Below are 25,879 nucleotides of genomic sequence, written 5' to 3'. Positions count from 1 at the left end.
CGCATCACGCCTTCTCGCCCATGAGGCCGCTGGGCCGCACGAGCAGGATCAGCAGCATCAGCGCGAACGGGATCGTCGCCGACAGACTGGAGACCTTCAGCGTCATGAGGCCGCCGACGCTCGTGGCCCATTCGCCGGCGCCGAAGAGCGCGAACAGGTCGGCCAGGCTCCTGTCCACACCGACCGCGAGCGAGGTGACGACGCCGATCAGCAGCGAGGCCAGCATCGCCCCGCCGAGCGAGCCCAGCCCACCGACCACGACCACCACGAACACCATCACGCCCAGTTCGAGCGCCATGTTCGGGTTCGTCGTGTAGAACGCGCCGGCGACCGCGCCCGCGAGGCCCGCGAGCGCCGCGCCCACGCCGAAGACGCCCATGAACACCAGCGGCACGTTGTGGCCCAGCGCTTCGGCCATGCGCGGCTTGTAGATGGCCGAGCGCACCACGATGCCCACGCGCGTGCGCGTGAGCAGCAGGTAGATCACCACGAACATCGCGATGGCGACGCCGCCCATCAGGAGGCGGTACACCGGGTACTGCGCGCCGCCGACGGTGAAGGCCGAGACATCGAGCGACGCGGGAATCCGGTAGTCGACCGGGAAGTTGCCGAAGAACAGCTTGATCGATTCGGCCACGATGAACGAGAGGCCGAAGGTCAGCAGCAACTCATGCGCGTGGCCGTGGTGATGCACCCGACGAAGGAAGAAGCGCTCGACCACCACGCCCACCAGCCCCACGAGCACCGGCGAGACGAGAAGCGCGAGCCAGAAGCCGATCGCGCCCTGCAGCGTGTACGCGAAGTACGCCCCGAGCATGTAGAACGAGGCGTGCGCGAAGTTGAGCACGCCCATCATTCCGAAGATGAGCGTGAGCCCGGCGGACACCATGAACAGCAGGAGGCCGTAGATGACGCCGTTCATGAGGGAAACGATGGTCTGGTCCATAGGGTCCATAGGTTTTCTTCGCCAGCCGAAGCTGCGCCGCGCGGGACGCTCGCGTCCCGCCGGCCTGGTGAAAGTTCAGGGAGGGCGCGGCTCAGCCGGGCCGCTTCATGGCGCAGCTGGCCTGCGCGGGCGTCGAGGCTTCCTGCGCGCTGAAGCGCTTGACCGGCTTGAAGCCCATGTCGGTGTCGTCCACCTTGAACTTCGCATCCTTGGTGACCGTGGACACCACCATCGGCAGCTGCGCCTGGTGGTCCGCTGCGCGCATGCTCATGTCGCCCATCGGGGTCTTGATGGTGGTGGCCTCCAGCGCCTTGGCGAACGCATTCACGTTGAGCGCGCCGCCCTCGGGCTTGGTACGCTTCAGTGCATCGGCCACCATGGCCATGCCGAAGACGGTCTGCGGCTCGATGAAGACGGGCACGTGGCCGGTCTTGGCCTTGTAGTCGTTGACGAATCGCTCGCCCTCGGCACCGCCCGCTTCGGGGTTGAAAGTCTGCACGACGAAGTGCCCGACGGCCAGGTCGCCGGCGTTGGCGAGGTTGCCCGGCTGGTCGAGGTAGACCGTGCCGAAGCGTGCCTTCAAGCCCGCCGACTTCGAGGCCTTCATCAAGAGCAGCAGGTCGTTGGACCAGTTGCCGGTGAGCACCGAGTCGGCCTTGGAAGCGGCGATCTTCGCGACGTAGGGGGCGAAGTCCTGCACCTTGTTGACGTCGTGCAGCGTCTTCTCGACCACCTGGTAGCCGCCCGCCGCCGCGTTGTCGGCGATGGCCTTCTCCATGTCCTGGCCCCAGGAGTAGTTCTGGTTGATCGAGTAGACCTTGGTGCCCAGCGCATGGGACTGCTTCATCGCGCTCACGAGCGCCTTGGTGCGCACCTGCGGATCGCCGCCGAAGCGGAAGTGATGGAAGTTGCACTTCTCGCCGGTGAGCTCCAGCGCCTCGGCGCCGACGTTCAGGTAGACCATTTCCTTGCCGGGATTGCGCAGGTTGTACTTGCGCACGTCCTCAGTGATCTGCCCGCCGATGGCCGACGAGGCGCCCTGCACGATCAGCTGCACGCCGTCGGCGGCGGCCGCCTTGAGCTTGTCGGCCGCACCCGCGGGGCCGCCCTGGTTGTCGTACTCCAGAAGCTGCACGGGCTCGCCGTTCCAGCCGCCCGCGGCGTTGATCTGGTCGATGGCATAGCGCACGGCGGCGCGGTAGGCCTGCCCCGACGAGGCCTGCGGGCCCGAGAGCGTTTCGAGCACGCCGATCTTGACCGGCGCGGCGGATGCGGTCGAGGCGGCGCCGCAGAGAAGGCCCACCGCGGGAACGAGGGCGAAGGCGAGTGCGTTGAACTTGTGCATTGATGTCTCCATGCTTTTTTTGAAAGGAAATCGAAAAGGGGCGCGCCGGCCGCGCGGGCGCTAGAGGTATTCCATGTTCCCGTCGACGCTGATCGCCTGGCCGGTCACGTTGCGCGCCGCGGGCGAGCAGAGAAAGAGCGTCATGGCCGCCACGTCGTCCAGCGTGACCATGCGGCGCAGCGAGATCTTCTGCAGGTACTCCGCGCGCATCGCGTCCACCGACACGCCCGCGGTCGCCGCGCGTGCGCCGATCACGCTGTTCATGCGGTCGCCCTCGACCGTGCCCGGAAGGATCGCGTTCACCCGCACGCCGTGCGGGCCGAGCTCGATCGCCAGCGACTTCATGAGGCCGACGATGGCCCACTTGGTCGCGGCGTAAGGTGTGCGGAATGCATAGCCCAGCCGCCCGGCGACCGAGCTCATTGCGATGAGGCACGGGCTCTGCGTGGACTGCCGGAGCAAGGGCACCGCGCGCTGCGCGAAATAGAACTGGCTGTTCAGGTTCACCGACACCGTGCGCTCCCAGTCGCCGCGGTTCAGGTCCTGGATCGCGCCGGTCGGCCCCGCGATGCCGACGTTGCTCACCAGCACGTCCAGGCCGCCGAGCGCGCCCTGCACGTCGTCGAAGACGAGGTCGACGTCTTCGGGCACCGAGGCGTCGGCCATGCTCGATGTGATCTCGGGCGCTTCGTCGGCCAGGCGGTCGAGCGCGCCGCGGTCGATGTCGCAGACATGCACGCGCGCGCCGGTCTCCCGGAACGCGCGCGCCACCGCGGCACCGATGCCGGCGCCGCCTGCGGTGACCAGGACACGCAGGCCGGGCGCGGGCCGGAGTGAATCGATGATGCTCATGTGTGTTTGTCGTGATGTCTCGTGAACGGTGCAGCACGGCAAGTGTCCGGAAGGCGCCCGCGCAAACCTATGTGCGGCAGACACACATCCGGGCCCTGCGCGATGTGATCCCTGTCGCGCGCGGCGCCTGCCCGCCGGAACTGGGGCTTGAGCCCATGCCCATGCACGCATCGTTCTGCTAGCCTTCGCGCCCTATGCCGGCACTGCCCCAAGAACGAAAGCGAACGATCGGCCCGTCGCTGGGCCAGACGGCCGACGAGATCGCCCCCGAGCTGATCGGCCTCCTGCACCGCAACGCCTCGGCCGAAGAGTTCGCCGCCTGCCTCGCGCATGTCGAGGCGCTGCCCGATGCGCTGCAGCGCAAGTCGGGCCTGGTGGAGCTGGTGCGCATGGCCATGGCGCTGCGCAACCGGCTGGAGCTTCACGAGCAGCGCGAGCGCGGCATGCTCGCGGTGATCGAATCCGCGCAGGATCTCTCGAGCCGCCTGGATCTCGCGGGCCTGCTCAAGGCCATCGTGAGCCGTGCGCGCAAGCTGATGGGCGCGCACCTGTGCTGGCTCACGATCTACGACGCCGCGAGCGGCGAGTTCCAGGTGGTCGTGGCCGACGGCGCCATCTCGGACCGCACCGGCAAGATGACCGCCGGCAGGAACCTGGGCGTCGCGGGCATCGTGATGTCCAAGCGCCTGCCGTTCTTCACGCCCGACTACCTTCACGACAACCGCTTCGTGCACGACCCCGCACTGGACGACACCTTCAGGGACGAAGGCGTCGCCGCACTGGTCGGCGCGCCGCTGATGTGCGACGACAACGTGATCGGCCTGCTCTTCGTGGCCGACCGCTACCACCGCACGCACACGGCGCTGAACGTGTCGATCCTCTGCACGCTCGCCACGCACGCGGCCGTCGCCATCAACAACGCCAAGGCCTTCGCGGAGGCGAAGACGGCGCTGGAGAACGCGGACCTGGCCCGCGCGGAACTGGAGCGGCATGCGCGCGACGTGCAGGAGGCGGCCGAAGCGCACGAGCAGCTGACCTCGCTGCTCGCGAAAGGCGCTTCGCTCGGCGCGCTGTGCGAGTCGGTCGCGCAGCTTCTCAACGGCAGCGTGCTGGTGCTCGATGAGGCCAGCGAAGTGATCAGCCGGGCCACGGCGCCGGGCTATGCGGGCACGGCGGCCGATGCCTACGCGCCGCACGACGAACACAGCGCCGCGCTGGCGCAGGCCCTGCGCGAGAGCCGCCAGGCGGGCCGCTCGGCCGTCGCCTTCAGCCACGGCGGCGAGTTGTGCCGCGCGATCGCGGTGATCGGCGGCAACGACGTGCTCGGCGCGGTGCTGCTCTTCAGGCACGAGGACCTGCGCGACATCTCGCTGCGCACCTTCGAGCGCAGCTCGAGCGTCATCGGCGTCGTGCTACTGTCGCAGGAGCGCGTCGAGGCGAGCAAGAGCCGCGATGTCTCGACGCTGCTGCACACGCTCATCTCGCCCAGGCAAGACGAACCCGCCCTGACGCAGGACCGCGCCGAGCGCTTCGGCCTGGACCTTTCGCAGCCGATCTCGTTGATGGTGGTCGAGATGGAGCAGCCCCGGCCCGGCTTCTGGGCGCGGCGCCTGCGGGCGGGCGCGCCGCTGTCCGATCTCGTGATGGACGAGGTCGACGGCGTGCTGGTCATCGTGTGCGGCGCGACGAAGGCGCAGGACGTGCTGGCCCGGTTCACGACATTCGCCGGCAGCGAGCTCGGCGACGCCTACCGGGGCGTGCTATCGCGGCCGGTGCGCACGCCCGCCGAGATGCCCGCGCTCTACGCGACGCTGCGGCGTGCGCTGTCGGTGCTGGGGCGGCTGGGCATGCGCGGCAACATCGTCGCGCAGAACGAGATGGCGCTGTATTCCGTGCTGTTCGAAACGCACGACCAGGCGAGCCTGAACACCTTCCTGAACGCAACGATCGGCGCGGTCATGGGCCACGACAGGAAGCGCGGATCGGAACTGACCGCCACGCTCCTGGCCTATTTCGACAACAACCAGAACGCCAAGACGACCGCGGCGCGCATGGGCATCCACGTCAACACCGTGCGCCAGCGCCTGGCGAGCGTGGAGGAGCTGCTGGGGCACTGGGGCAACGCGAGCCGGGCGCTGGAGATCCATGTGGCGCTGAGGCTCTGGAGCCTGGGTATGTCGGGCGACGCGCCAGCGCTCGAAGGCTGACCCGGCCGGGCCTGCCGGGCCCAGCCAGCGCAATTTGGAGAAGTTCACCAGCCCGGTGCATCCGGACTGGCACGTCGCTTGCATAACCTGACCACTTGCTCTGATTAAGCGGTCAAACACACCATGCGCGTGCTCGTCGTCTACTGCCACCCGGTCGAAACCAGCTTCCATGCGGCCCTGCACCAGGAGGTGCTGAAGAACCTGCGCGCAGCCGGGCACGAGGTGGACGACTGCGACCTGTACGCCGAGGGCTTCAACCCGGTGCTCTCGCGCGAGGAGCGGCTTGGCTACCACGACGTGCCGGCCAACCAGCTGCCGCTGCAGCCGTATGTCGAGCGGCTGCAGTGGGCCGAGGGCATCGTGTTCTGCTTTCCGACCTGGTGCTTCGGGCTGCCGGCGATGCTCAAGGGCTACTTCGACCGGCTCTTCATGCCGGGCGTGGCCTTCGACATCAGCGATCCGGCGAACGTGAAGCCGATGCTCACGCACATCACGCGCATCAGCGCCGTGGTCACCTACGGCCGGCCGCGGTGGCTGGCCTGGTACATGGGCGATCCGCCGCGCAAGATCGTCACGCGCTACATGAAGCGTCTGACCGGGCAGCGCGCGAAGGTGGACTACCACGCCCACTACCACATGAACGTGGCGACCGAGCCCCAGTTGAAGCGCTTCATGGCGCGCGTGGGGCAGGCAATGGCGCGCTTCGCATGAACGCGCCCGTGCTGCTGGACAACGCACGGCTGCCGCGCTGGCTGCTGCCCTCCGGCTGGCCGCAGCGCGATGGCGTGCCGGTGCTGGCGCGCATCGCGCTCGACGCGGGGCGCGTGCAGTCGGTGCGTCCCGCCGACGACGCCGCGCCTTCGCCCTCGCCCTCGCCCTCGCCCTCAAGCTGGGACCTCGCCGGCACCCTCGTGCTCCCCGGCTTCGTCGATGCCCACACGCACCTGGACAAGGCCTTCACGCTGCCGCGCATGAAGCATGTGCAGCCGGGCCTGCTCGGCGCCATCGACGCGATGCTGGCCGACCGCGTGCACTGGAGCGCTGGCGACGTGCGCGAGCGCGCGTCGCGCGGCCTGCAGTGGGCCTGGGAATGCGGCACCACGCATGTGCGCACGCACGTCGACTGGTGGGAGCCCGATGCGGTGCCGCTGGCCTGGCCGGTGCTGGCCGAACTCGCAGAGGAATGGGCGGGCCGGGTTCGGCTGGAGCAGGTGAGCCTGATCAAGCTGCCGCTTTTCGAAGACGCCGCACAGGCGCTGCGCCTCGCCAAGCAGGTGAAGGCCACGGGACCTCATGCGCTGCTCGGCGGCTTCGTGCATTCGACCAACTGGAGCGAGAACGCGCTGCGCAACCTGCTGAATGCAGCGCAGGCCTGCGACCTCGATATCGACCTGCATGTCGACGAGGAACTCAACGCCGCGGCGGTCGGCCTCAAGACCACCGCGCGCATGCTGCGCGAGATCGGCTTCGAAGGCCGCGTGGTCTGCGGCCACATCTGCGCACTCGCGGTGCAGCCGGAGGCCGAAGCCCTCGCCACGCTCGATGCGGTGGCGCGCGCGCCGATCACCGTGGTCTCGCTGCCCGCGACCAACCTGCTGCTGCAGGACGCCGTCACCGGCCGGACGCCGCGCCTGCGCGGCATCACGCTCGTGAAGGAAATACGCGAGCGCGGCATTCCGCTCCTGTTCGCGAGCGACAACGTGCAGGACCCGTTCTGCCGCCTGGGCAGCTTCGACCCCGTCGAGGCGCTGGGCACGGCCGCGCTGGTGGCGCAGCTCGACGATCCCTTCGACAACTGGTCGCAGGCGCTGTGCCGTAGCGACTGGCTTCAACGCGCGCCTGCCACGACGGCGCCGACGCTGGTCGGCGCCAAGGCCGACCTGGTGCTCTTCACGCAGGCCGACCGCCACGGCTGGCCCTCGCGCACCGCCACCCGCGTGGTGCTGCGCGACGGCCGCGTGACGCACGGCGACGCGACGCCTTTCTTCCCCCAGTAAAGAACAAGGACTCCCATGCTCCACGGCTACATCCCGCCCCACCGCTTCCTGCCCTACCTGAGCTGGACCGAAATTGCCGCGCTGCCCGACCGCGAGAACACGGTCATCGTGCTGCCCTGCGGCGCCATCGAGCAGCACGGGCCGCACCTGCCGTGTTCGGTGGACAGCGTGATCGCCTCGGGCGTGATGGGCAAGGCGCTGGAGAAGCTGCCCGCCGACGTGCGCGCCTTCGCGCTGCCGACCATCACGTATGGCAAGTCGGAAGAGCACCTGCACTTCCCCGGCACGATGACGCTCACCGGCACCACGCTCCTGTCGACCGTGACCGAGATCGGCGAGTCGGTCTACCGCGCGGGCTTTCGCAAGCTCCTGTTCGCCAACGGCCACGGCGGCCAGCCGCAGGTGCTGGAGATGGCGGCGCGCGAACTGCGGCTGCGGCATGGCGACTTCGTGGTGGTGCCGCATGGCGTGTCGCGCCTGCCGAATGCATCGAGCAAGCAGATCAGCGAGCAGGAAAAGCGCCTGTCGATGCACGCCGGCCATTCGGAGACCGCGCTGATGCTCGCGCTCGCGCCCGACACGGTGCACATGGAGCGCGCGGCGGCCAACTTTCCGCCGCCCTTCCCGATCAAGCTGCTGTCGGCCGACGGCCGCCCGGCCTGCGCATGGACCGCGCGCGACTTCGGCCCGAGCGGGGTGATCGGCGATCCGACCAGCGCCACGCGCGAACAGGGCATCGAGATCCTGGACACGCTCTCGGACAGCTGGGTGCAGGCGCTGACCGAGCTCCATGCACTGCGCTGGGTGGTGCGCGAGGAGCAGACCTGGGAGCGCGGCCACCAGCAGGGTTTCATCCAGCAAAGCTACGAGCCCGCCTGAGGCGCGCTCCTTGCATCGGCTTTCTTCTTTTTCATCCAGCCTTCGAGAGGTCCCCACCATGCGTTCCTTCGCTCTTTCCCTGGCCGGCGCCGCCGCGCTTTCGCTCCTCACCGCAGCCGCACCCGCGCAGGCCCAGGACAAGTTCACCTACATGACCAACTGGTACGCGCAGGCCGAGCACGGCGGCTTCTACCAGGCGCTGGCGCAGGGCATCTACAAGAAGTACGGCCTGGACGTGACCATCAAGATGGGCGGCCCGCAGGTCAACATCACGCAGATGATGGCGGCCGGCCAGGCCGACTGCATCATGGGTTCGAGCGACATCCAGATGATGCAGGTGCGCGAAGGCGGCGTGCCGGTGGTCAACGTCGCGGCCTTCTTCCAGAAGGACCCGCAGGTGCTGATCGCGCACGACGACGTGAAGAAGTTCGAAGACTTGAAGGGCAAGACGCTGCTGATCGGCGCGCAGGCCAACCGCGGCTACTGGCCGTGGCTGAAGGCCAAGTTCGGCCTCACCGACGAACAGACGCGCCCCTACACCTTCAACATCCAGCCCTTCGTGGCGGACAAGAACACCGCGCAGCAGGGCTACCTGACCTCGGAGCCCTATGCGATTCAAAAGGCCGGCGTGAAGAGCACGGTGCTGATGTTCAGCGACCACGGCTTCCCCGCCTACGCGACCACGGTGTCGTGCATGGAGAAGACGGTGAAGGACCGCAGCAAGCAGGTCGCCGCGTTCGTGAAGGCCTCGGCCGAGGGCTGGAAGAGCTACCTCGCCGACCCGGCGCCCGCCAATGCGCTCATCAAGAAAGACAACCCCAACATGACCGACGACCAGCTGGCCTACAGCGTGGCCAAGCTGAAAGAGATGGGCATGGTCACGGGCGGCGACGCGGCCAAGCTGGGCATCGGCGTGATCACCGATGCGCGCGCCAAGGCGAGCTACGACTTCCTGGTGAGCGCCAAGCTGCTCGACCCCGCGAAGGTCGAACTCGCAAAGACCTACACGACCGAGTTCGTGAAGGACGCCAAGGTCCTGCCCTGAGTCTTTCTTTCCCATGAATCGCATCGAACCCCACACCCTCGCGCCGCCGGCGGCGCACGCCGTGCCCGCCGTGGAAGTGCTCTCGGCCGAGAAGACCTACCCCAACGGCACGCAGGCGCTGCTGCCGGTGGACCTGTCGATCGCCGAAGGCGAGTTCGTCACGCTGCTCGGCCCCTCGGGCTGCGGCAAGAGCACGCTGCTCAAGATGGTGGCGGGCATGCTGGAGCCGAGCGACGGGCGCCTCCTGGTGTGGCGCAAGCCGGTGGCGCAGCTGCACGACTGCCCGCACAAGCTGTCCTTCGTGTTCCAGTCGCCCACGCTGATGCCGTGGGCGAGCGTGCAGACCAACGTGCGGCTGCCGCTGGACCTGGCGGGCGTGCCGCGCAAGGAGGCGGATGCGCGGGTCGCGGAATCGCTTGCGCTCGTGGGCCTGGAGAAGTTCGCCGGTGCGCTGCCGCGTGCGCTTTCGGGCGGCATGCAGATGCGCGTGTCGATCGCGCGCGGGCTGGTCACGCAGCCCGACCTGCTGCTGATGGACGAGCCCTTCGGCGCGCTCGACGAGATCACGCGCCACAAGCTCGATGCCGACCTGCTCGAGCTCTGGCGCAAGAAGAAGCTCACGGTGATCTTCGTGACGCATTCGATCCACGAGGCGGTGTTCCTGTCGAACCGCGTGGTGATGATGGCGGCGCGGCCGGGCCGCGTGGTGGAGCAGTTCCAGATCGACGAGCCGTATCCGCGCAGCGCCGATTTCATGGTGACGCCCGAGTTCGCCAGGCACGCGAAGCGGCTGCAGGACAGCCTGCTGCGCGCAAGCCAGGGCGACGAGGAGCATGCCCGATGAAGCGCACGCCCCTCTTGAACCAGCCGCGCGTGCAGCGCGTGCTGTACCCGGTGCTGATCGGCGTGGTGCTGGTGGCGCTCTGGCAGTGGATGGTGGTGGCGATGGAGCTGCCGCCCTACCTCGTGCCCTCGCCGTATCTCATGATGCAGACGCTGGTGACCGACTGGGCGCCTCTGGGCAACGCGCTGCTGGTCACGCTCAAGATCACGGTGCTGTCGTTCGCGCTGGCCACGGTGGCGGGCGTGCTGATCTCGTTCCTGTTCGTGCAGAGCAAGCGCATCGAGACGGCGCTCTTTCCCTATGCCGTGCTGCTGCAGGTGACGCCCATCGTCGCGGTGGCGCCGCTCATCATCATCTGGGTGAAGAACCCGGTGGCTGCGATGACGGTGTGCGCGGCGCTGGTGGCGCTGTTCCCGATCATCAGCAACACCACGCTGGGGCTGCGCAGCATCGACCCCGACCTGCAGAGCTACTTCAAGCTGAACCGCGCGACGCGCTGGCAGCAGCTGGTGCGGCTGCGCATTCCGAGCGCGCTGCCGTACTTCTTCGGCGGGCTGCGCATCTCCAGCGGCCTCGCGCTGATCGGCGCGGTGGTGGCGGAGTTCGTCGCGGGCACCGGCGGCTCGGGCGCGGGGCTGGCGTACCAGATCCTGCAGGCGGGCTTCCAGCTGAACATTCCGCGCATGTTCGCGGCCCTGCTGCTCATCTCGCTGACCGGCGTGGCGCTCTTCGCGCTGATGGCCTGGCTCACCAAGGTGGCGCTGGGCTCGTGGCATGCGAGCGAACTTTCCCAAGACTGACATTGTTGACATTGACGACGACCATGAATGCTCCCGTTTCTTCCATCGAGCAGTTGCTGCTCGAACTGCCCGACCTCGACTGGATCACCGACGAAGGGCGCGTCACGCGGCTCTCGCAGGATTTCTCGTGGTTCAGCCCCGTGCTCAATCGCCAGCTGAAAGACAAGCGCGCCGACGTGGTGGTGCGGCCACGCAGCGAGGACGAGATCCGCGCCGTGGTGGGTGCGTGCGCGCGCCGCGGCGTGCCGATCGTCATTCGCGGCAGCGGCACCGGCAACTACGGACAGACCACGCCGCTCGCGGGTGGCGTGGTGCTCGACATGACGGGCTACAACGCCTGCCTCTGGGTGCAGCCCGGCGTGGCGCGCGCGCAGGCCGGCATCCGGCTGGGCGAACTCGAAAAGCAGACGAAGCCCTCGGGACAGGAGATGCGCTGCGTGCCGTCCACCTACCGCAGCGCGACGCTGGGCGGGCTCTTCGGCGGCGGCTTCGGCGGCGTGGGCTCGATCAACTACGGGCCGCTGGGCGCGCCCGGCAACGTGCTCGGCATCCGCGCGATGACCATCGAGGCGGAGCCGCAGGTGGTCGAGCTGCGCGGCGCCGAGGCGATGCGCATGCACCACCTGTGGGGCACCAACGGGCTCGTGCTGGAACTGGAGATTGCGCTGGCCCCCGCGCATCCATGGCTCGAAACGCTGGTGACTTTCGACGACTTCGAGAATGCGCTGCACTTCGCCGACAAGCTCGCGAACGGGCCCGGCATCGTGAAGCGCGAGATCGCGTTTTTCGCGGCACCCATTTCCGATCACCTGGCGCAACTCGCGGCGCACCTGCCCAAAGGCTGCCACACGGTGCTGTCGCTGGTGGCGGAGTCGTGCGAGCCGGCGCTGCTGCAACTGGTCGAAGCGCACGGCGGTACCGTGGGCTACCGCAGGACCGCGGCCGAAGTGCAGAAGAGCAACCGCACGCTGATGGAATTCACCTGGAACCACACGACGCTGCATGCGCTGAAGGTTGACCCGACGCTGACCTACCTGCAGAGCGGGTTCGTTCCCGGCAGGCACGTCGAGCAGATCGTCGAGATGGAAAAGCTGCTGGGCGGCGAGGTGATGATGCACGTCGAGTTCCTCCGCAACGTCGCAGGGCTCATGACGTGCAGCGGGCTCCAGCTGGTGCGCTTCAGCACCGAGGAGCGGCTCGCGGAAATCATCGACATCCACCGCGCGCACAACGTGCATATCAACAACCCGCACGTGAACATCGTGGAAGACGGCAAGGCCGGTGGGCCGCTGCCGCCCGAGATCATCGCGGTGAAGAAGCGCTTCGATCCGATGGGTTTGCTGAACCCGGGCAAGCTGCGCGACTGGCCGGTGCAGCCGGTACAACCGGTACAACCAGCGGCCTGAAGGCGCTCAGCGCCGGCGGCGGCCCATCGCGAAGGCGATGCCGACGATGGCGAGCATCGCGATCCACAGCGGCCACAGGCCGAACGGCGCCACCCAGCGCGCATAGGGCGTGAGCCCGGTGCGGCCTTCGACCGGCGCTTGGAGCACGCCGCGCGTGAGGCGCGGCAACTGGTGCGTCACGCGGCCCTCGGCGTCGATGACGACGGTGGCGCCCGTGTTGGTGGCGCGCACCATCGGCCGCGCGAATTCGAGCGAGCGCATGCGCGAGATGGACAGGTGCTCGTCGATGGCCACCGAGTCGCCGAACCACGCGATGTTGCTCACGTTGAGCAGGATGGTGGGCGCCGTTGCCTCGCCGCGGAAGTTCGCGCCGATCTCGTCGCCGAACAGGTCTTCGTAGCAGATGTTCGGCGCGATGCGCTGGCCCTGCCAGACGAAAGGCGCCTGCGCGAGGCCGCCGCGCTGGAAGTCGCCGAGCGGGATGCTCATCATCTGGATGAACCAGCGAAAGCCCGGCGGGATGAACTCGCCGAAGGGCACGAGGTGGTGCTTGCTGTACTTGTAAGGCTGCGCGGCGCCGGGCTGGAAGCCGAGCACTGCATTGCTGTAGCCGCTGCGGCCGCCCAACGGCAAGCCGACGATGGCGGCCTGCGTGCCGCTGCTGTAGCGCGCCTGGATCGCCTCGAGGTAGCCGGCCGGCAACTGCTGCGGCAACAGGGGCACGGCGGTTTCGGGCGTGACGACGAGCGAGGCCTTGGCATCGCGCAGTTGTTCGCCGTACCAGCGCAGGGCGGTTTCGATGCCGCCGCCGGGGATGAATTTCTCGTCCTGCGGGATGTTGCCCTGCAGGAGCGCGACCTGGAGGCTGCCGGTGCTGGCGCCGCGCAGTGACGGTGCGACGTGCGGGAATGCGAACACGAGCGCGATCAGCACCACTCCCTGCACGAGCTCGGCGCGGCGCGCGAGCGAGCCCAGCGCGATGAGCGCCATCACCAGTGCCGCGACGGCGCCGATGCCGTAGACACCGATCCACGGCGCCCACGCGGCCAGCGGCCCTTCGACGTGCGCATAGCCGCCCGCGCCCCAGGGAAAGCCGGTGAACCAGCTGCCGCGCACGAGCTCGGCGAGCGTCCAGAGCGCCGCGAAGACCAGCGCCCCCGTCACGCGCCCCCTCGGGCCGCGCACCACGAACCATGCGGCGGCCGCGGCGTAGTACAGCCCCAGTGCCGCAGCGAGCGCCAGCACGGCGATGGCTGCCAGCGGCGCCGGCAGCCCGCCGTAGGTGTGCATCGAGATGAAGAGCCACCAGAAGCTGCCGGTGAGCCAGGTGGTCGAGAAGAGCCAGGCATGAAGGCCGGCGCGGCGCCAGCCGGCGCCTTCGGCACGCAGGCTGCCGAGCAGCCAGACGAGCGCGCCCATCGAGAGAAGCTGAAGCCACCACAGCGGCCGACCGTCGAGCGGCCACGCGATCGACAGCGCCTGGGCCAGTCCGGCCAGCGCGAGGCCGGGCAGTCGAAACCGGGCAACCGCGGGGGAGGCGCGCAAGGCGCGCGCCGTCGCTGCTTCAGGCAGCGGCATCAGTCGGCCGCGTCGCCGCCGCGTGCCGGCGACACCTTGAACCAGCGCACCGCGCCGCCCTTGGTGTGCAGCACCACGAAGTCGAAGCCGCCCATCGCATGGTGCTCGCCGCGCTTGGGCACGTGGCCCATCTCGTGGGCGACGAGGCCGCCGATGGTGTCGAAGTCTTCGCTCAGCTGCTCTTCGTCGAACACGATGCCGAAAGCCTCGGCCACGCGCTCGATAGGCGTGTCGCCCGAGACGCGGTAGGTGTGGTCGGCCAGGCCGAAGATGTCGCCCTCGTCCTCGGCGATGTCGAACTCGTCCTCGATCTCGCCCACGATCTGCTCGAGCACGTCCTCGATGGTGATGAGGCCGGCCACGCGGCCGAACTCGTCGATGACGATGGCCAGGTGGTTGCGGTTGCCGCGGAATTCGCGCAGCAGGTCGTTCAGGCCCTTGCTCTCGGGCACGAAGGTGGCCGGGCGCAGCAAGGCGCGGATGTTCAGGCCCGGCGCGCGCTGCAGCTTGAGCAGGTCCTTCGCGAGCAGGATGCCGATGATGTTTTCTTTTTCGCCCTCGTACACCGGAAAGCGCGAGTGCGCGGTGTCGATGATGAGGTGCAGCAGCGCATCGAAGGGCGCGTCGATGTTGATGGCGTCCATGCGCGGCGCGGCGACCATCACGTCGCCGGCGGTCATGTCGGCCATGCGCAGCACGCCTTCGAGCATCACGCGCGACTCGGCGCCGATCACCTCGTTGTCCTCGGCGTCCGCCAGGGTTTCGATCAGCTCGTCGCGCGAGTCGGGACCGGGGTGGATGAATTCGGCAAGCTTCTGGAGGAAGCCGCGCTTGTCTTCCCGTTCTACGGGTGCGCGTTCAGGGTGAGGTTCGGCCACTGCGGGAGGGCGGAGTTGAGGAGGGACAAGGATAACGGATTGTGTGTGACACGCTCTACCTCCGGTTCCGCCCGCGGCGGAGAGCACCGGCGGCCACGGCCGAGCCGCCAAGGCGAGTCGCGTCTCCCCTCGGGGGTGGCGGAATACACGCAGCGAAGCGAAGTGAAAAGCCCCGGGGCCAACAGTCAGGGGGCAGATTTGCTGCGGGCGTCTCTCATGCCGCTGCGCACTTCCTGCAGGCTCGCAAGGAAGGCCCAGAACTGCTTGGCGCGGCTCTTGAGGGCGAAGTCGACCGCGGCGTAGTGCTCCAGGGCGATTTCGCTCATGCGGCTGTCGAAGGTGGCCTCCGGCAGTTGCAGATGCGCCTCGGCTTCGGCGCCGCTGCGCACCACGGTGGCGCCGGCGTTGCGGGCGATCTTGAGCATGGCGGCGTTTTCGCTCAGCGCATGGATGAAGAGCATGCCCACGCCTTCGTTGCGGGCCACCACCACCGCGCGCTCGAAGAGGCGGGCGCCGTAGCCGCGGCCACGGGCGTGTGCGGAGACCGAGACGCCGAATTCGGCGCAATCGCTGTGCTGGTCGCCGGGCGCGAAGGCCAGGTGGGACATCGCGATCAGCTCGAGGCGGCGGTTGTAGATGCCGAACATCTCGTCGCGCTCGAAATCCAGGCTGTCGACGTAGCGCTGGATCTGCTCGTCGGCCGCGGCGTAGCCGAAGCGCAGGTACCGGTCGTGGGGGGTCAGCGCCAAGAGGTGCTGCGCGATGCGCTCCCGCTCGCGCGGGCCGATCGAGCGGATCGGCACCATGACGGGCTGGGGCGACGAGACAGCGCGTGGCTGGGTCTCAACCATCGGCGCTTTCAGGAAAGAGCCGAGGCCTAGAGACGCTTTGAGGAGGGTCTTGGCGGTAAGCATGGCTTGAATGTAAGGGTTTTCCCTTAATCAACAAGCCCGCAAGGACACTTCCAAGACACATTCGTGACCCATTACCAGAGCGCGTGGCGCCCGCGCAACCACTTTGTGGTTAAACGGGCACAGCTGTTGTGGCCTTGACACGGTCCAGCACGAAGCTGGTCTTGCAGTCTTCCACGCTGGGGTGCTTGAGCAGGGTGTCCATGATGAAGCGGCTGTAGTGCGCCATGTCGGCCACCACGACGCGCAGCAGGTAGTCCATGTCGCCCGTGAGGGCCGCGCATTCGACCACCTCGGGCCAGGTCTGCACGCTGGCGCGAAAGAGGTCCATCGGGTTGCGCTTGTGGCTCTCGGTGTGCTTTTCGAGCCGCACGTTGAGATAGGCGGTCAGGCCCAGGCCGATCACCTCGGGGCGCACGAGGGCGACGTAGCGGTCGATCACCCCGCTCTCTTCCAGGCGCTTGACCCGCCGCAGCACGGCGCTCGGCGAGAGGCTGACCTGCTCTGCCAGTTGGTCGTAGGTTGCGCGCCCGTCTGCTTGCAGCGTGCGCAAAATGAGCCTATCAATCTTGTCGAGTGCTTCCATTTCTCTATTTTTGCAGTTTTACTGCGCGTTTGCCATCAAACACGCCCAACAACGCTGAAAACTTGAGCAGCATCCAACCTACATTGCAGCACTGGCGTTTTTCGCCTATCTCTACCTATCGATCCCCCACTTTCTGGAGACCGCACATGAGCCAAGCCGACGCACCCGCCTTCACCCCTTGGGACAACCCCATGGGCACCGACGGCTTCGAATTCATCGAGTACGCGGCGCCGGACCCGGTCGCCATGGGCAAGGTGTTCGAGCGCATGGGCTTCACGGCCGTGGCCAAGCACCGTCACAAGAACGTGCTGCTGTACCGCCAGGGCACGATCAACTTCATCCTGAATGCCGAGCCCGATTCGTTCGCGCAGCGCTTTGCGCGCGAGCACGGCCCGAGCGTCTGCGCCATTGCCTTCCGCGTGGAGGACGCCAAGCAGGCCTACGAACGCGCCACCGCGCTGGGCGCCTGGGGCTTTGCCGACAAGGCCGGCCCGGGCGAGCTGAACATCCCCGCCATCAAGGGCGTGGGCGACAGCCTGATCTACCTGGTGGACCGCTGGCCCGGCAAGAACGGCGCGCAGCCGGGCGACATCGGCAACATCGGCTTCTACGACGTCGACTTCGAGGCGCTGCCGGGCGTGTCGCCGCAGCAGGCGCTGTCGCCGGTGGGCAACGGCCTCACCTACGTCGACCACCTGACGCACAACGTGTACCGCGGCCGCATGAACGTGTGGGCCGGCTTCTACGAGAAGCTCTTCAACTTCCGCGAGATCAAGTACTTCGACATCGAAGGCCAGGTGACGGGCGTCAAGAGCAAGGCCATGACCAGCCCCTGCGGCAAGATCCGCATCCCGATCAACGAAGAGGGCAAGGAGCAGGCCGGCCAGATCCAGGAGTACCTGGACATGTACAAGGGCGAAGGCATCCAGCACATCGCGATGGGCTCGGACGACCTGTACGCCACCGTCGATGCGATGCGCGCCAAGGGCGTCGTGCTGCTGGACACCATCGACACGTACTACGAACTGGTCGACAAGCGCATTCCCGAGCATGGCGAGAGCGTGGCCGAACTGAAGAAGCGAAAGATCCTGATCGACGGCAAGAAGGACGCGCTGCTGCTGCAGATCTTCAGCGAGAACCAGCTGGGCCCGATCTTCTTCGAGTTCATCCAGCGCAAGGGCGACGACGGCTTCGGCAACGGCAACTTCAAGGCGCTGTTCGAGAGCATCGAGCTCGACCAGATGCGCCGCGGCGTGCTGACCGCCGCAAAATAAGGGCCCCTTCAACCGCCCTCATTGCCCAGGAGTTCGCATGCGCAGCAGCAAGTCTTCGATCGGTTTGACCTTCATCGCGGCGGCTGCCGCCGTTCTCTCGGGTTGCGCGATGGCGCCGGCGGCAACGCCCGCGGCTGCCTCGCACCTGGACGCGGTGCAGAAAGCCGCGGTGCTGCGCATCTGCACCCCGGGCGACTACAAGCCCTTCAGCTTCCAGAAGACCGATGCCTCGTTCGAAGGCATCGACGTCGACTTGATGACGGGCTTCAGCGCGAGCCTGGGCGCCAAGCCGGAGTGGGTCAAGACCACCTGGGCCAACCTGCTGCCGGACCTTGCAGCGGGCAAGTGCGACATCGCGGTGGGCGGCGTGTCGGTCACCACCGACCGGCAAAAGCGCGCCTTCTTCAGCGCGCCCTACATGGTCAACGGCAAGACGCCGATCGCGCGCTGCGCCGACGTGGCCAGGTACCAGAGCGTCGCGGCCATCGACCAGCCTTCCACGCGCGTCATCTTCAATCCGGGTGGCAGCAACGAGCGCTTCGCCCGGACCAACTTCAAGCAGGCCAAGCTCACGCTGCACGGCGAGAACGTGACGATCTTCGACGAGATCCTGGCCAACCGCGCCGACGTGTTCGTCACCGAGGCGGCCGAGGCCATCACCCAGCAGAAGCTCAAGCCGGGCCTGTGCGCAGTGAACCCCGACAAGCCGCTGCAGTACGGCGAGATGGCCTGGATGCTGCCGCGCGACGACGTGGCCTTCAAGTCGTACGTCGACCAGTGGCTGCACCTGCAGCAGGCCGGCGGCGACTTCCAGCGCACGATGGACCGCTGGCTCAAATAAACCGAGAAACACGACTTCCCATGGATTCCCCTGCCGCCGTTGTCATTCCCGCCGTCTATGGCGCATCCGATCGCCCGCCGCGCGGCGACTACTCGCGCGGCGGCTCGGTGCAAGCCGACTACACCTGCCCACAGGACTGGGCCAGCTACACGGCGGCCGACCACGACACCTACAGGCGGCTCTACGAGCGGCAGGCCGCGCAGCTGCCGGGCCTGGCCTGCGATGCCTTCATCAACGCGCTGCCCTCGCTGGGCGTGAAAGACCGCATCCCGCACTTCGACGAAATCAACGAGCGGCTTCACAAGGCCACGGGCTGGGAAATCGTCGCAGTGCCGGGGCTCATTCCGGAACTGCCCTTCTTCACGCTGCTCGCGAACCGCAAATTTCCGGTGACGGACTGGATCCGCAAGCCCGAGGAGTTCAACTACATCGTCGAGCCCGATGTGTTCCACGACCTCTTCGGCCACGTGCCGATGCTGTTCGACCCGACCTTCGCCGACTACGTGCAGCGCTATGGCGCGGGCGGCATCAAGGCGCACGAGCTGGGCGCGGGCGAGAAGCTCTCGCGGCTTTACTGGTACACGGTGGAGTTCGGCCTGATCCGCCAGCCGGGGGGCCTTCGCGCGTACGGCGCCGGCATCCTGAGCTCGGTGGGCGAGCTCAAGCACGCCGTGCTCAGCGATGAGCCGCGCCGGCTGCCGCTCGATCTGCTGCGCGCCATGCGCACGCGCTACAAGATCGACACCTACCAGAGCAACTACTTCGTCATCGAAGACTTCGCGCAGCTCTTCGATCTCACGGCGCCGGACTTCACGCCGATCTACGAGGCGCTCCAGGTCCAGGCCGACATCGAGCCCGGCGTGCTGCTGCCGGGCGAGACCGGCAAGGCCTGATCGCACGGTCTCTATCTATCGCCTGCGCGACAGCGCGCGCAGGCACCCTAGGACAAGCCCGCTGGCGGCTGGGAGCGCCTCGCTCCCACAATCCGCGCCAAAGGAGCTTGCATGCAGACATCCGCGCGACAGAACTATCCGGCCGGCGTGCCCGAGGAAATCAATCCCGAGCAATACCGGTCACTGCCCCACATGTTCGAGGAGGCGTTCGGTCGCTACAAGGACCGGCCGTTCTCGGTCTGCATGGAGCGCTGGATGAACTACGGCGAACTCGACGTGCTGTCGAAGGCGCTGGGCGCCTGGCTGCAGTCGAAGGGACTGGAGCCCGGCGCGCGGGTGGCCATCATGCTGCCCAACATCCCGCAGTTCGCAGTGACGATGTGCGGCGTGCTGCGCGCGGGGTACACCTGCGTGAACGTGAACCCGCTCTATACCGCGCGCGAGCTGGAGCACCAGCTCAAGGACTCGGGCGCGACGGCGATCGTCATCCTCGAGAACTTCGCCTCCACGCTGGAGCAGGTGATCGAGCGCACGCCCGTGAAGCACGTGGTGATGACCTCGATGGGCGATCTGCTCGGTGGCCTGTACGGCGCGTGGATCACGCTGGCCGTGCGCCACCTGGCGAAGATGGTGCCGCCCTACAAACTGCCGCTGAGCGACGGGCGCACGGTGACGCCGTTCACGCAGGCGATCTCCGAAGGACGCGGGCGCACGCTCGGGCCTGACCAGAGCACGCTCGATTCGATCGCCTTCCTGCAGTACACAGGCGGCACGACCGGATTGTCGAAGGGCGCGGTGCTCACGCATCGCAACATCGCCGCGGCGACGCTGCAGGCCGAGGCCTGGTTCACGCCGGCGCTGTCTCGCGCGGGTGACCTCGCGAAGGTCAACAGCATCGCGGCGCTGCCGCTGTATCACATCTTCGCGCTGACGCTGTGCCTCTTGGTGATCCGGCAGGGCTCGCACATGACGCTGATTCCGAATCCGCGCGACTTCGACAAATTCATCGCGGTGCTCAAGAAGCGGCCGTTCCACATGCTGCCGGCGGTGAACACGCTGTTCAATGCGCTGCTGATGCATCCGGAGTTCAAGTCGATCGATTTCTCGACGCTGTTCGTCTCGCAGGCCGGGGGCATGGCGGCGTCGGAAGGCACGGCGCGCAAGTGGTTCGAGGCGACCGGCTGCCCGATGATCGAAGGCTGGGGCATGAGCGAGACCTGCGCGATCGGCACCAACAATCCGGTGTCGAACACGAAGTTCACCGGCACGATCGGGCTGCCGTTGCCGAGCATCGAGATCGCGATCAAGGACGACGATGGCAATTCGATGCCCGTCGGACAGTCCGGCGAGCTCTGCATCAAGGGCCCCAACGTGATGACGGGCTACTACAACCAGCCCGCCGAGACCGCGGCCGCGTTCACCGCCGATGGCTTCATGCGGACGGGCGATATCGCCGTGATGCAGGAAGATGGCTACAGCCGCATCGTCGATCGCAAGAAGGACATGATCCTGGTGAGCGGCTTCAACGTGTTCCCGAACGAGTTGGAAAACGTGATTTCGCTGTGCCCCGGGGTCGTCGAATGCGCGGCGGTGGGCGTACCCGACGAGAAACAGGGCGAGGCGATCAAGGTCTTCGTGGTGCGCAGGGATCCGAACCTGACCGAAGACGCAGTGCTGCAGTACTGCAGCGGGCAACTCACGGGCTACAAGCGGCCGAAGCACATCGAGTTTCGCGATTCCTTGCCCAAGACAAATGTCGGGAAGATCCTGCGGCGCGAACTTCGCACCAGCGCAGGCGCCTGAATGAGCAACGCCGCGGCGCGCGCCGGCTTGCCGGCGAATGTCGTCGTGTTCGAGCGGGGGTGGCTGTCGTCGAACAACATCCTGTTCGTCGGGGCGGACGAGACCGCGCTGGTCGACACCGGCTATGCCACGCATGCCGAGCAGACGCTGGCGCTGGTGGAGTCGGCGCTGGGCGCCCGGCCGCTGGACCGGGTGCTGAATACGCATCTGCACAGCGACCATTGCGGTGGGAACGCCGCGTTGCAGCAGCGCTATCCGGCACTTCGAACGGATATTCCCCCAGGGGAAGCGGCGCTGGTGGAACGATGGGACGAGGGCGGCCTGAGTTTTCTTGCGACGGGGCAGATTTGCCCTCGTTTTCGATTCGACGGATTGCTGCAACCTGGAACGGAATGCCGGCTTGGTGGGAGTGCGTGGGAAGTCCACGGCGCGCCTGGCCATGATCCGCATTCGATCATCCTGTTCGATCCGGCCTCGCGGACGCTGATTTCCGCGGACGCGCTGTGGGAGAACGGTTTTGGTGTTGCATTTCCCGAACTGGCGGGGGAGCCTTCTTTCGGTGAGATCGCTGCGACGCTGGATCGCATCGAGGAGCTGTCACCGCTGCAGGTGGTTCCTGGTCACGGTCGTGTGTTCAGTGACGTCGACGGCGCATTGATCACTGCGCGTCGTCGTCTTGCTGGGCTGCAGCGCGATCCGGTGAAGCATGCGCGGCATGCGATCAAGGTGTTGATGAAGTTCAAGCTGCTGGAAGTGCAGCACATTGCTCTCGAGGACTGGTCGGCATGGCTGCGAGGTACGCCGTACTTGGACGCTATTCGTCTTCGTTTCTTTGCGGACGAGGAGTTGAATCAATTGACCGGGAATATCTTGGCTGAATTGATTGCCGCAGGTGCGGCGGAAATGGATTCTTTGGGCATCCGCAATACCTGAATCCTGTCCATCAAGGAATAAGAAAAGCGCGCCATCGAGATGTACGCGCTTTTTTCTTCTCCGGTCTTTGGTGTTCCCAAAGCAAAAAACCCCAGTCATTGCTGACTGAGGTTTTCTGGGCTGTAAGAGCCTGACGATGACCTACTTTCACACGGGAACCCGCACTATCATCGGCGCTGAGTCGTTTCACTGTCCTGTTCGGGATGGGAAGGAGTGGTACCAACTCGCTATGGTCATCAGGCATAAAGGGTTGTCTGGTTGATCACGCGATCAATCAGACGAATTCATAGAGTTTGGAATCAGCATGCAATTGTCTTGCACTGGCTTGAATGTATTTTGAATGCGTCAACTTGGCATAACACCTTGATCTGTATTTTGATCAAAGTTATAGGGTCAAGCCTCACGAGCAATTAGTATCAGTTAGCTTAACGCATTACTGCGCTTCCACACCTGACCTATCAACGTCCTGGTCTTGAACGACTCTTTAGGGGGCTCAAGGCCCCGGCAGATCTCATCTTGAAACGAGTTTCCCGCTTAGATGCTTTCAGCGGTTATCTCTTCCACACTTAGCTACTCGGCAATGCCACTGGCGTGACAACCGATACACCAGAGGTGTGTCCACTCCGGTCCTCTCGTACTAGGAGCAGGCTTCCTCAAATCTGCAGCGCCCACGGAAGATAGGGACCAAACTGTCTCACGACGTTTTAAACCCAGCTCACGTACCTCTTTAAATGGCGAACAGCCATACCCTTGGGACCGGCTACAGCCCCAGGATGAGATGAGCCGACATCGAGGTGCCAAACACCGCCGTCGATATGAACTCTTGGGCGGTATCAGCCTGTTATCCCCAGAGTACCTTTTATCCGTTGAGCGATGGCCCTTCCATACAGAACCACCGGATCACTATGTCCTGCTTTCGCATCTGCTCGACTTGTCAGTCTCGCAGTTAAGCACGCTTATGCCATTGCACTATCGTCACGATGTCCGACCGTAACTAGCGTACCTTCGAACTCCTCCGTTACGCTTTGGGAGGAGACCGCCCCAGTCAAACTGCCTACCATGCACTGTCCCCGATCCAGATAATGGACCTAGGTTAGAACCTCAAACACACCAGGGTGGTATTTCAACGTTGGCTCCACAAGATCTAGCGACCCTGCTTCAAAGCCTCCCACCTATCCTACACAGATCTGTTCAAAGTCCAATACAAAGCTACAGTAAAGGTTCATGGGGTCTTTCCGTCTTTCCGCGGGGAGATTGCATCATCACAAACATTTCAACTTCGCTGAGTCTCAGGAGGAGACAGTGTGGCCATCGTTACGCCATTCGTGCAGGTCGGAACTTACCCGACAAGGAATTTCGCTACCTTAGGACCGTTATAGTTACGGCCGCCGTTTACTGGGACTTCAATCAAGAGCTTGCACCCCATCATTTAATCTTCCAGCACCGGGCAGGCGTCACACCCTATACGTCCACTTTCGTGTTTGCAGAGTGCTGTGTTTTTAATAAACAGTCGCAGCCACCGATTTTTTGCAACCCATTCATGCTTCGTTGTTCACTACACACTAATAGGGCACACCTTCTTCCGAAGTTACGGTGTCAATTTGCCGAGTTCCTTCTCCTGAGTTCTCTCAAGCGCCTTAGAATACTCATCTCGCGCACCAGTGTCGGTTTGCGGTACGGTCGTATATAGCTGAAGCTTAGTGGCTTTTCCTGGAACCTCGTTCAGTCACTTCACGGACAAGTCCGCTCGATCGTTGGCCTCGGTATATGTGCACCGGATTTGCCTAATGCACGCCTACATCCAACTAAACCAGAATAATCCAATAACTGGATGACCTATTAAGATCCGTCCCCACATCGCACTATATAACGGTACAGGAATATTGACCTGTTTCCCATCAGCTACGCATCTCTGCCTCGCCTTAGGGGCCGACTCACTCTACGCCGATGAACGTTGCGTAGAAAACCTTGCGCTTACGGCGAGGGGGCTTTTCACCCCCTTTAACGCTACTCATGTCAGCATTCGCACTTCTGATACCTCCAGCACGCTTTACAACGCACCTTCACAGGCTTACAGAACGCTCTCCTACCACTTGCAATAAATTGCAAATCCGCAGCTTCGGTAACTGGCTTAGCCCCGTTACATCTTCCGCGCAGGACGACTCGATCAGTGAGCTATTACGCTTTCTTTAAATGATGGCTGCTTCTAAGCCAACATCCTGACTGTTTTAGCCTTCCCACTTCGTTTCCCACTTAGCCAATTTTAGGGACCTTAGCTGGCGGTCTGGGTTGTTTCCCTCTTGAGTCCGGACGTTAGCACCCGGTGCTCTGTCTCCCAAGCTGTACTCATCGGTATTCGGAGTTTGCCTTGGTTTGGTAAGTCGCCATGACCCCCTAGCCAAAACAGTGCTCTACCCCCGATGGTAATACTTGAGGCACTACCTAAATAGTTTTCGGAGAGAACCAGCTATTTCCAAGTTTGTTTAGCCTTTCACCCCTATCCACAGCTCATCCGCTAGTTTTGCAACACTAGTCGGTTCGGACCTCCAGTACCTGTTACGGCACCTTCATCCTGGCCATGGATAGATCACTTGGTTTCGGGTCTACACCCAGCGACTGATCGCCCTATTCGGACTCGATTTCTCTACGGCTTCCCTATTCGGTTAACCTTGCCACTGAATGTAAGTCGCTGACCCATTATACAAAAGGTACGCAGTCACCCCTTACGAGGCTCCTACTTTTTGTAAGCACGCGGTTTCAGGATCTATTTCACTCCCCTCCCGGGGTTCTTTTCGCCTTTCCCTCACGGTACTAGTTCACTATCGGTCAATGATGAGTATTTAGCCTTGGAGGATGGTCCCCCCATATTCAGACAGGATTTCTCGTGTCCCGCCCTACTTGTCGTTAGCTTAGTACCACACAGGTCATTTCACGTACGGGGCTATCACCCGCTATGGCCAGTCTTTCCAAACTGTTCCGTTATGTCTTGTGCTATCACTAACAGGCTCTTCCGATTTCGCTCGCCACTACTTTCGGAATCTCGGTTGATGTCTTTTCCTCGAGCTACTGAGATGTTTCAGTTCACCCGGTTCGCCTCGCATAGCTATGTATTCACTATGCGATACCTTTCGGTGGGTTTCCCCATTCGGAAATCTCCGGATCAAAGCTAATTTGCCAGCTCCCCGAAGCTTATCGCAGGCTATCACGTCCTTCGTCGCCTATCATTGCCAAGGCATCCACCACGTGCTCTTATTCACTTGACCCTATAACTTTGACGTCTCACTGGATTGCTCCGGCGAAACACAAAATCATTTCAAGGAATATGTCAGGTCTCTCACCTGACGCGTTATGCCGTTACATTCAAAATTCGATTTGACTCGAAATTGAAGTTTCTTTTGACGCAATCAAAAATTCTATGTTGCTGATGGCACGGTCTGCACTAAACCTTTACGAATGTGCAGTTTCCATCAGCAACGCTGATTCGACTCTATGAATTTTTAAAGAACAGCCGATTGATCAAGAGATCTCGATCAACAACAAAGAAGCCTCATGCTCACGCACAAAGCCGCTTTGGTGTTGAATTTAAGTATCGATTTATTGGTGGAGGATGACGGGATCGAACCGACGACCCCCTGCTTGCAAAGCAGGTGCTCTCCCAGCTGAGCTAATCCCCCAAAACTCTCACACGAGAAATCAGAAGATTTGGTGGGTCTAGTTGGGCTCGAACCAACGACCCCCGCCTTATCAAGACGGTGCTCTAACCAGCTGAGCTACAGACCCAATCGAGAATCAATGAAGATTTCGACTTCTTCCAACAACCGATAAGTGTGGGCGTTTAAATTAAATTGCTTGTTTCCAGAA

Annotated in this window: 20 protein-coding genes, 2 tRNA genes and 2 rRNA genes; 13 read left to right on the top strand and 11 right to left on the bottom strand. The window is 64.5% G+C overall.

The genetic code is table 11. The features are described 5' to 3' along the window. Nucleotides 1-4: 4 nt before the first annotated feature. The 3 genes from BM133_RS29550 to BM133_RS29540 form a co-directional block, all read right to left on the bottom strand. Entirely contained in the window at nt 5-946 is a 942-nt protein-coding gene (locus tag BM133_RS29550) for a branched-chain amino acid ABC transporter permease (protein WP_093442127.1), read from the bottom strand. Nucleotides 947-1,037: 91 nt separating this feature from the next. Next, nucleotides 1,038-2,291, bottom strand: coding sequence for a branched-chain amino acid ABC transporter substrate-binding protein (locus BM133_RS29545; RefSeq protein ID WP_093442124.1), 1,254 nt, complete (start codon nt 2,289-2,291; stop codon nt 1,038-1,040). Nucleotides 2,292-2,351: 60 nt separating this feature from the next. Beyond that, nucleotides 2,352-3,143, bottom strand: a complete 792-nt coding sequence (locus BM133_RS29540) for an SDR family oxidoreductase (protein WP_093442122.1) — start codon at nt 3,141-3,143, stop codon at nt 2,352-2,354. A 194-nt stretch (nt 3,144-3,337) separates the two neighbouring features. On the opposite strand from BM133_RS29540, the gene BM133_RS29535 reads away from it, so the two are divergent. From BM133_RS29535 to BM133_RS29500, 8 genes are all read left to right on the top strand, one after another. After that, entirely contained in the window at nt 3,338-5,350 is a 2,013-nt protein-coding gene (locus BM133_RS29535) for a helix-turn-helix domain-containing protein (RefSeq protein WP_093442120.1), read from the top strand. 123 nt (nt 5,351-5,473) lie between these two features. Beyond that, nucleotides 5,474-6,061 carry an NAD(P)H-dependent oxidoreductase gene (locus tag BM133_RS29530; RefSeq protein WP_093442117.1) on the top strand — a complete coding sequence of 196 codons (588 nt, stop codon included), beginning with the start codon at nt 5,474-5,476 and terminating at the stop codon, nt 6,059-6,061. Continuing rightward, nucleotides 6,058-7,347 (top strand): amidohydrolase family protein, encoded by a 1,290-nt coding sequence (locus BM133_RS29525; protein ID WP_093442115.1) that lies wholly within the window; start codon nt 6,058-6,060, stop codon nt 7,345-7,347. Before BM133_RS29530 ends, BM133_RS29525 begins: the two co-directional genes overlap by 4 nt. 15 nt (nt 7,348-7,362) lie before the next feature. Next, a complete protein-coding gene (locus BM133_RS29520; RefSeq protein WP_093442112.1) occupies nt 7,363-8,226 on the top strand; it encodes a creatininase family protein in 864 nt (287 codons plus the stop codon). Between the two features lie 58 nt (nt 8,227-8,284). Further along, entirely contained in the window at nt 8,285-9,271 is a 987-nt protein-coding gene (locus BM133_RS29515; protein WP_093442109.1) for an ABC transporter substrate-binding protein, read from the top strand. 13 nt (nt 9,272-9,284) lie between these two features. Then, entirely contained in the window at nt 9,285-10,115 is an 831-nt protein-coding gene (locus tag BM133_RS29510) for an ABC transporter ATP-binding protein (protein ID WP_093442107.1), read from the top strand. Further along, a complete protein-coding gene (locus BM133_RS29505) occupies nt 10,112-10,915 on the top strand; it encodes an ABC transporter permease (protein ID WP_093442104.1) in 804 nt (267 codons plus the stop codon). The genes BM133_RS29510 and BM133_RS29505 overlap by 4 nt, the downstream gene beginning before the upstream one ends. A gap of 23 nt (nt 10,916-10,938) precedes the next feature. Continuing rightward, on the top strand, nt 10,939-12,321 hold the full coding sequence (locus tag BM133_RS29500; RefSeq protein ID WP_093442102.1) for an FAD-binding oxidoreductase: 1,383 nt from the start codon (nt 10,939-10,941) through the stop codon (nt 12,319-12,321). A gap of 6 nt (nt 12,322-12,327) precedes the next feature. Here BM133_RS29500 and lnt read toward each other — a convergent pair whose 3' ends face one another. The 4 genes from lnt to BM133_RS29480 all read right to left on the bottom strand — a co-directional run bounded on the left by lnt (nt 12,328) and on the right by BM133_RS29480 (nt 16,274). Continuing rightward, entirely contained in the window at nt 12,328-13,899 is a 1,572-nt protein-coding gene (gene lnt, locus BM133_RS29495; protein WP_093442099.1) for an apolipoprotein N-acyltransferase, read from the bottom strand. Further along, complete coding sequence (locus tag BM133_RS29490; RefSeq protein WP_093442097.1) at nt 13,899-14,777, bottom strand: HlyC/CorC family transporter; 879 nt, start codon at nt 14,775-14,777, stop codon at nt 13,899-13,901. The genes lnt and BM133_RS29490 overlap by 1 nt, the downstream gene beginning before the upstream one ends. Nucleotides 14,778-14,962: 185 nt before the next feature. Next, nucleotides 14,963-15,691, bottom strand: a complete 729-nt coding sequence (locus tag BM133_RS29485) for a GNAT family N-acetyltransferase (protein ID WP_093442094.1) — start codon at nt 15,689-15,691, stop codon at nt 14,963-14,965. A 109-nt stretch (nt 15,692-15,800) separates the two neighbouring features. After that, nucleotides 15,801-16,274, bottom strand: a complete 474-nt coding sequence (locus BM133_RS29480) for an Lrp/AsnC family transcriptional regulator (protein WP_093442092.1) — start codon at nt 16,272-16,274, stop codon at nt 15,801-15,803. A gap of 146 nt (nt 16,275-16,420) precedes the next feature. Between BM133_RS29480 and hppD the strand changes: the two genes are divergently transcribed. The 5 genes from hppD (at nt 16,421) to BM133_RS29455 (ending at nt 22,018) form a co-directional block, all read left to right on the top strand. Then, nucleotides 16,421-17,548, top strand: coding sequence for a 4-hydroxyphenylpyruvate dioxygenase (gene hppD / locus BM133_RS29475; RefSeq protein ID WP_093442089.1), 1,128 nt, complete (start codon nt 16,421-16,423; stop codon nt 17,546-17,548). 37 nt (nt 17,549-17,585) lie between these two features. Further along, a complete protein-coding gene (locus BM133_RS29470) occupies nt 17,586-18,389 on the top strand; it encodes a transporter substrate-binding domain-containing protein (RefSeq protein ID WP_093442087.1) in 804 nt (267 codons plus the stop codon). 20 nt (nt 18,390-18,409) lie between these two features. Continuing rightward, entirely contained in the window at nt 18,410-19,282 is an 873-nt protein-coding gene (gene phhA, locus BM133_RS29465; RefSeq protein WP_093442084.1) for a phenylalanine 4-monooxygenase, read from the top strand. 111 nt (nt 19,283-19,393) lie between these two features. Beyond that, nucleotides 19,394-21,085, top strand: a complete 1,692-nt coding sequence (locus BM133_RS29460) for an AMP-binding protein (protein ID WP_093442082.1) — start codon at nt 19,394-19,396, stop codon at nt 21,083-21,085. After that, nucleotides 21,086-22,018, top strand: coding sequence for an MBL fold metallo-hydrolase (locus tag BM133_RS29455; RefSeq protein ID WP_093442079.1), 933 nt, complete (start codon nt 21,086-21,088; stop codon nt 22,016-22,018). It begins immediately after the preceding gene. A gap of 128 nt (nt 22,019-22,146) precedes the next feature. On the opposite strand, the gene rrf is transcribed toward BM133_RS29455, so the two are convergent. From rrf to BM133_RS29435, 4 genes are all read right to left on the bottom strand, one after another. Then, nucleotides 22,147-22,259, bottom strand: a 5S ribosomal RNA gene (gene rrf, locus BM133_RS29450). Nucleotides 22,260-22,407: 148 nt separating this feature from the next. Continuing rightward, nucleotides 22,408-25,281, bottom strand: a 23S ribosomal RNA gene (locus BM133_RS29445). A 335-nt stretch (nt 25,282-25,616) separates the two neighbouring features. Then, a tRNA-Ala gene (locus BM133_RS29440) sits at nt 25,617-25,692 on the bottom strand. Between the two features lie 29 nt (nt 25,693-25,721). Beyond that, a tRNA-Ile gene (locus tag BM133_RS29435) sits at nt 25,722-25,798 on the bottom strand. Nucleotides 25,799-25,879: the final 81 nt, after the last annotated feature.

The organism is Variovorax sp. 770b2, from assembly GCF_900115685.1.
Lineage (GTDB): Bacteria > Pseudomonadota > Gammaproteobacteria > Burkholderiales > Burkholderiaceae_C > Variovorax.
Note: the sequence above shows the minus strand (reverse complement) of the source record. Positions and strands in the feature narration are given on the sequence as shown.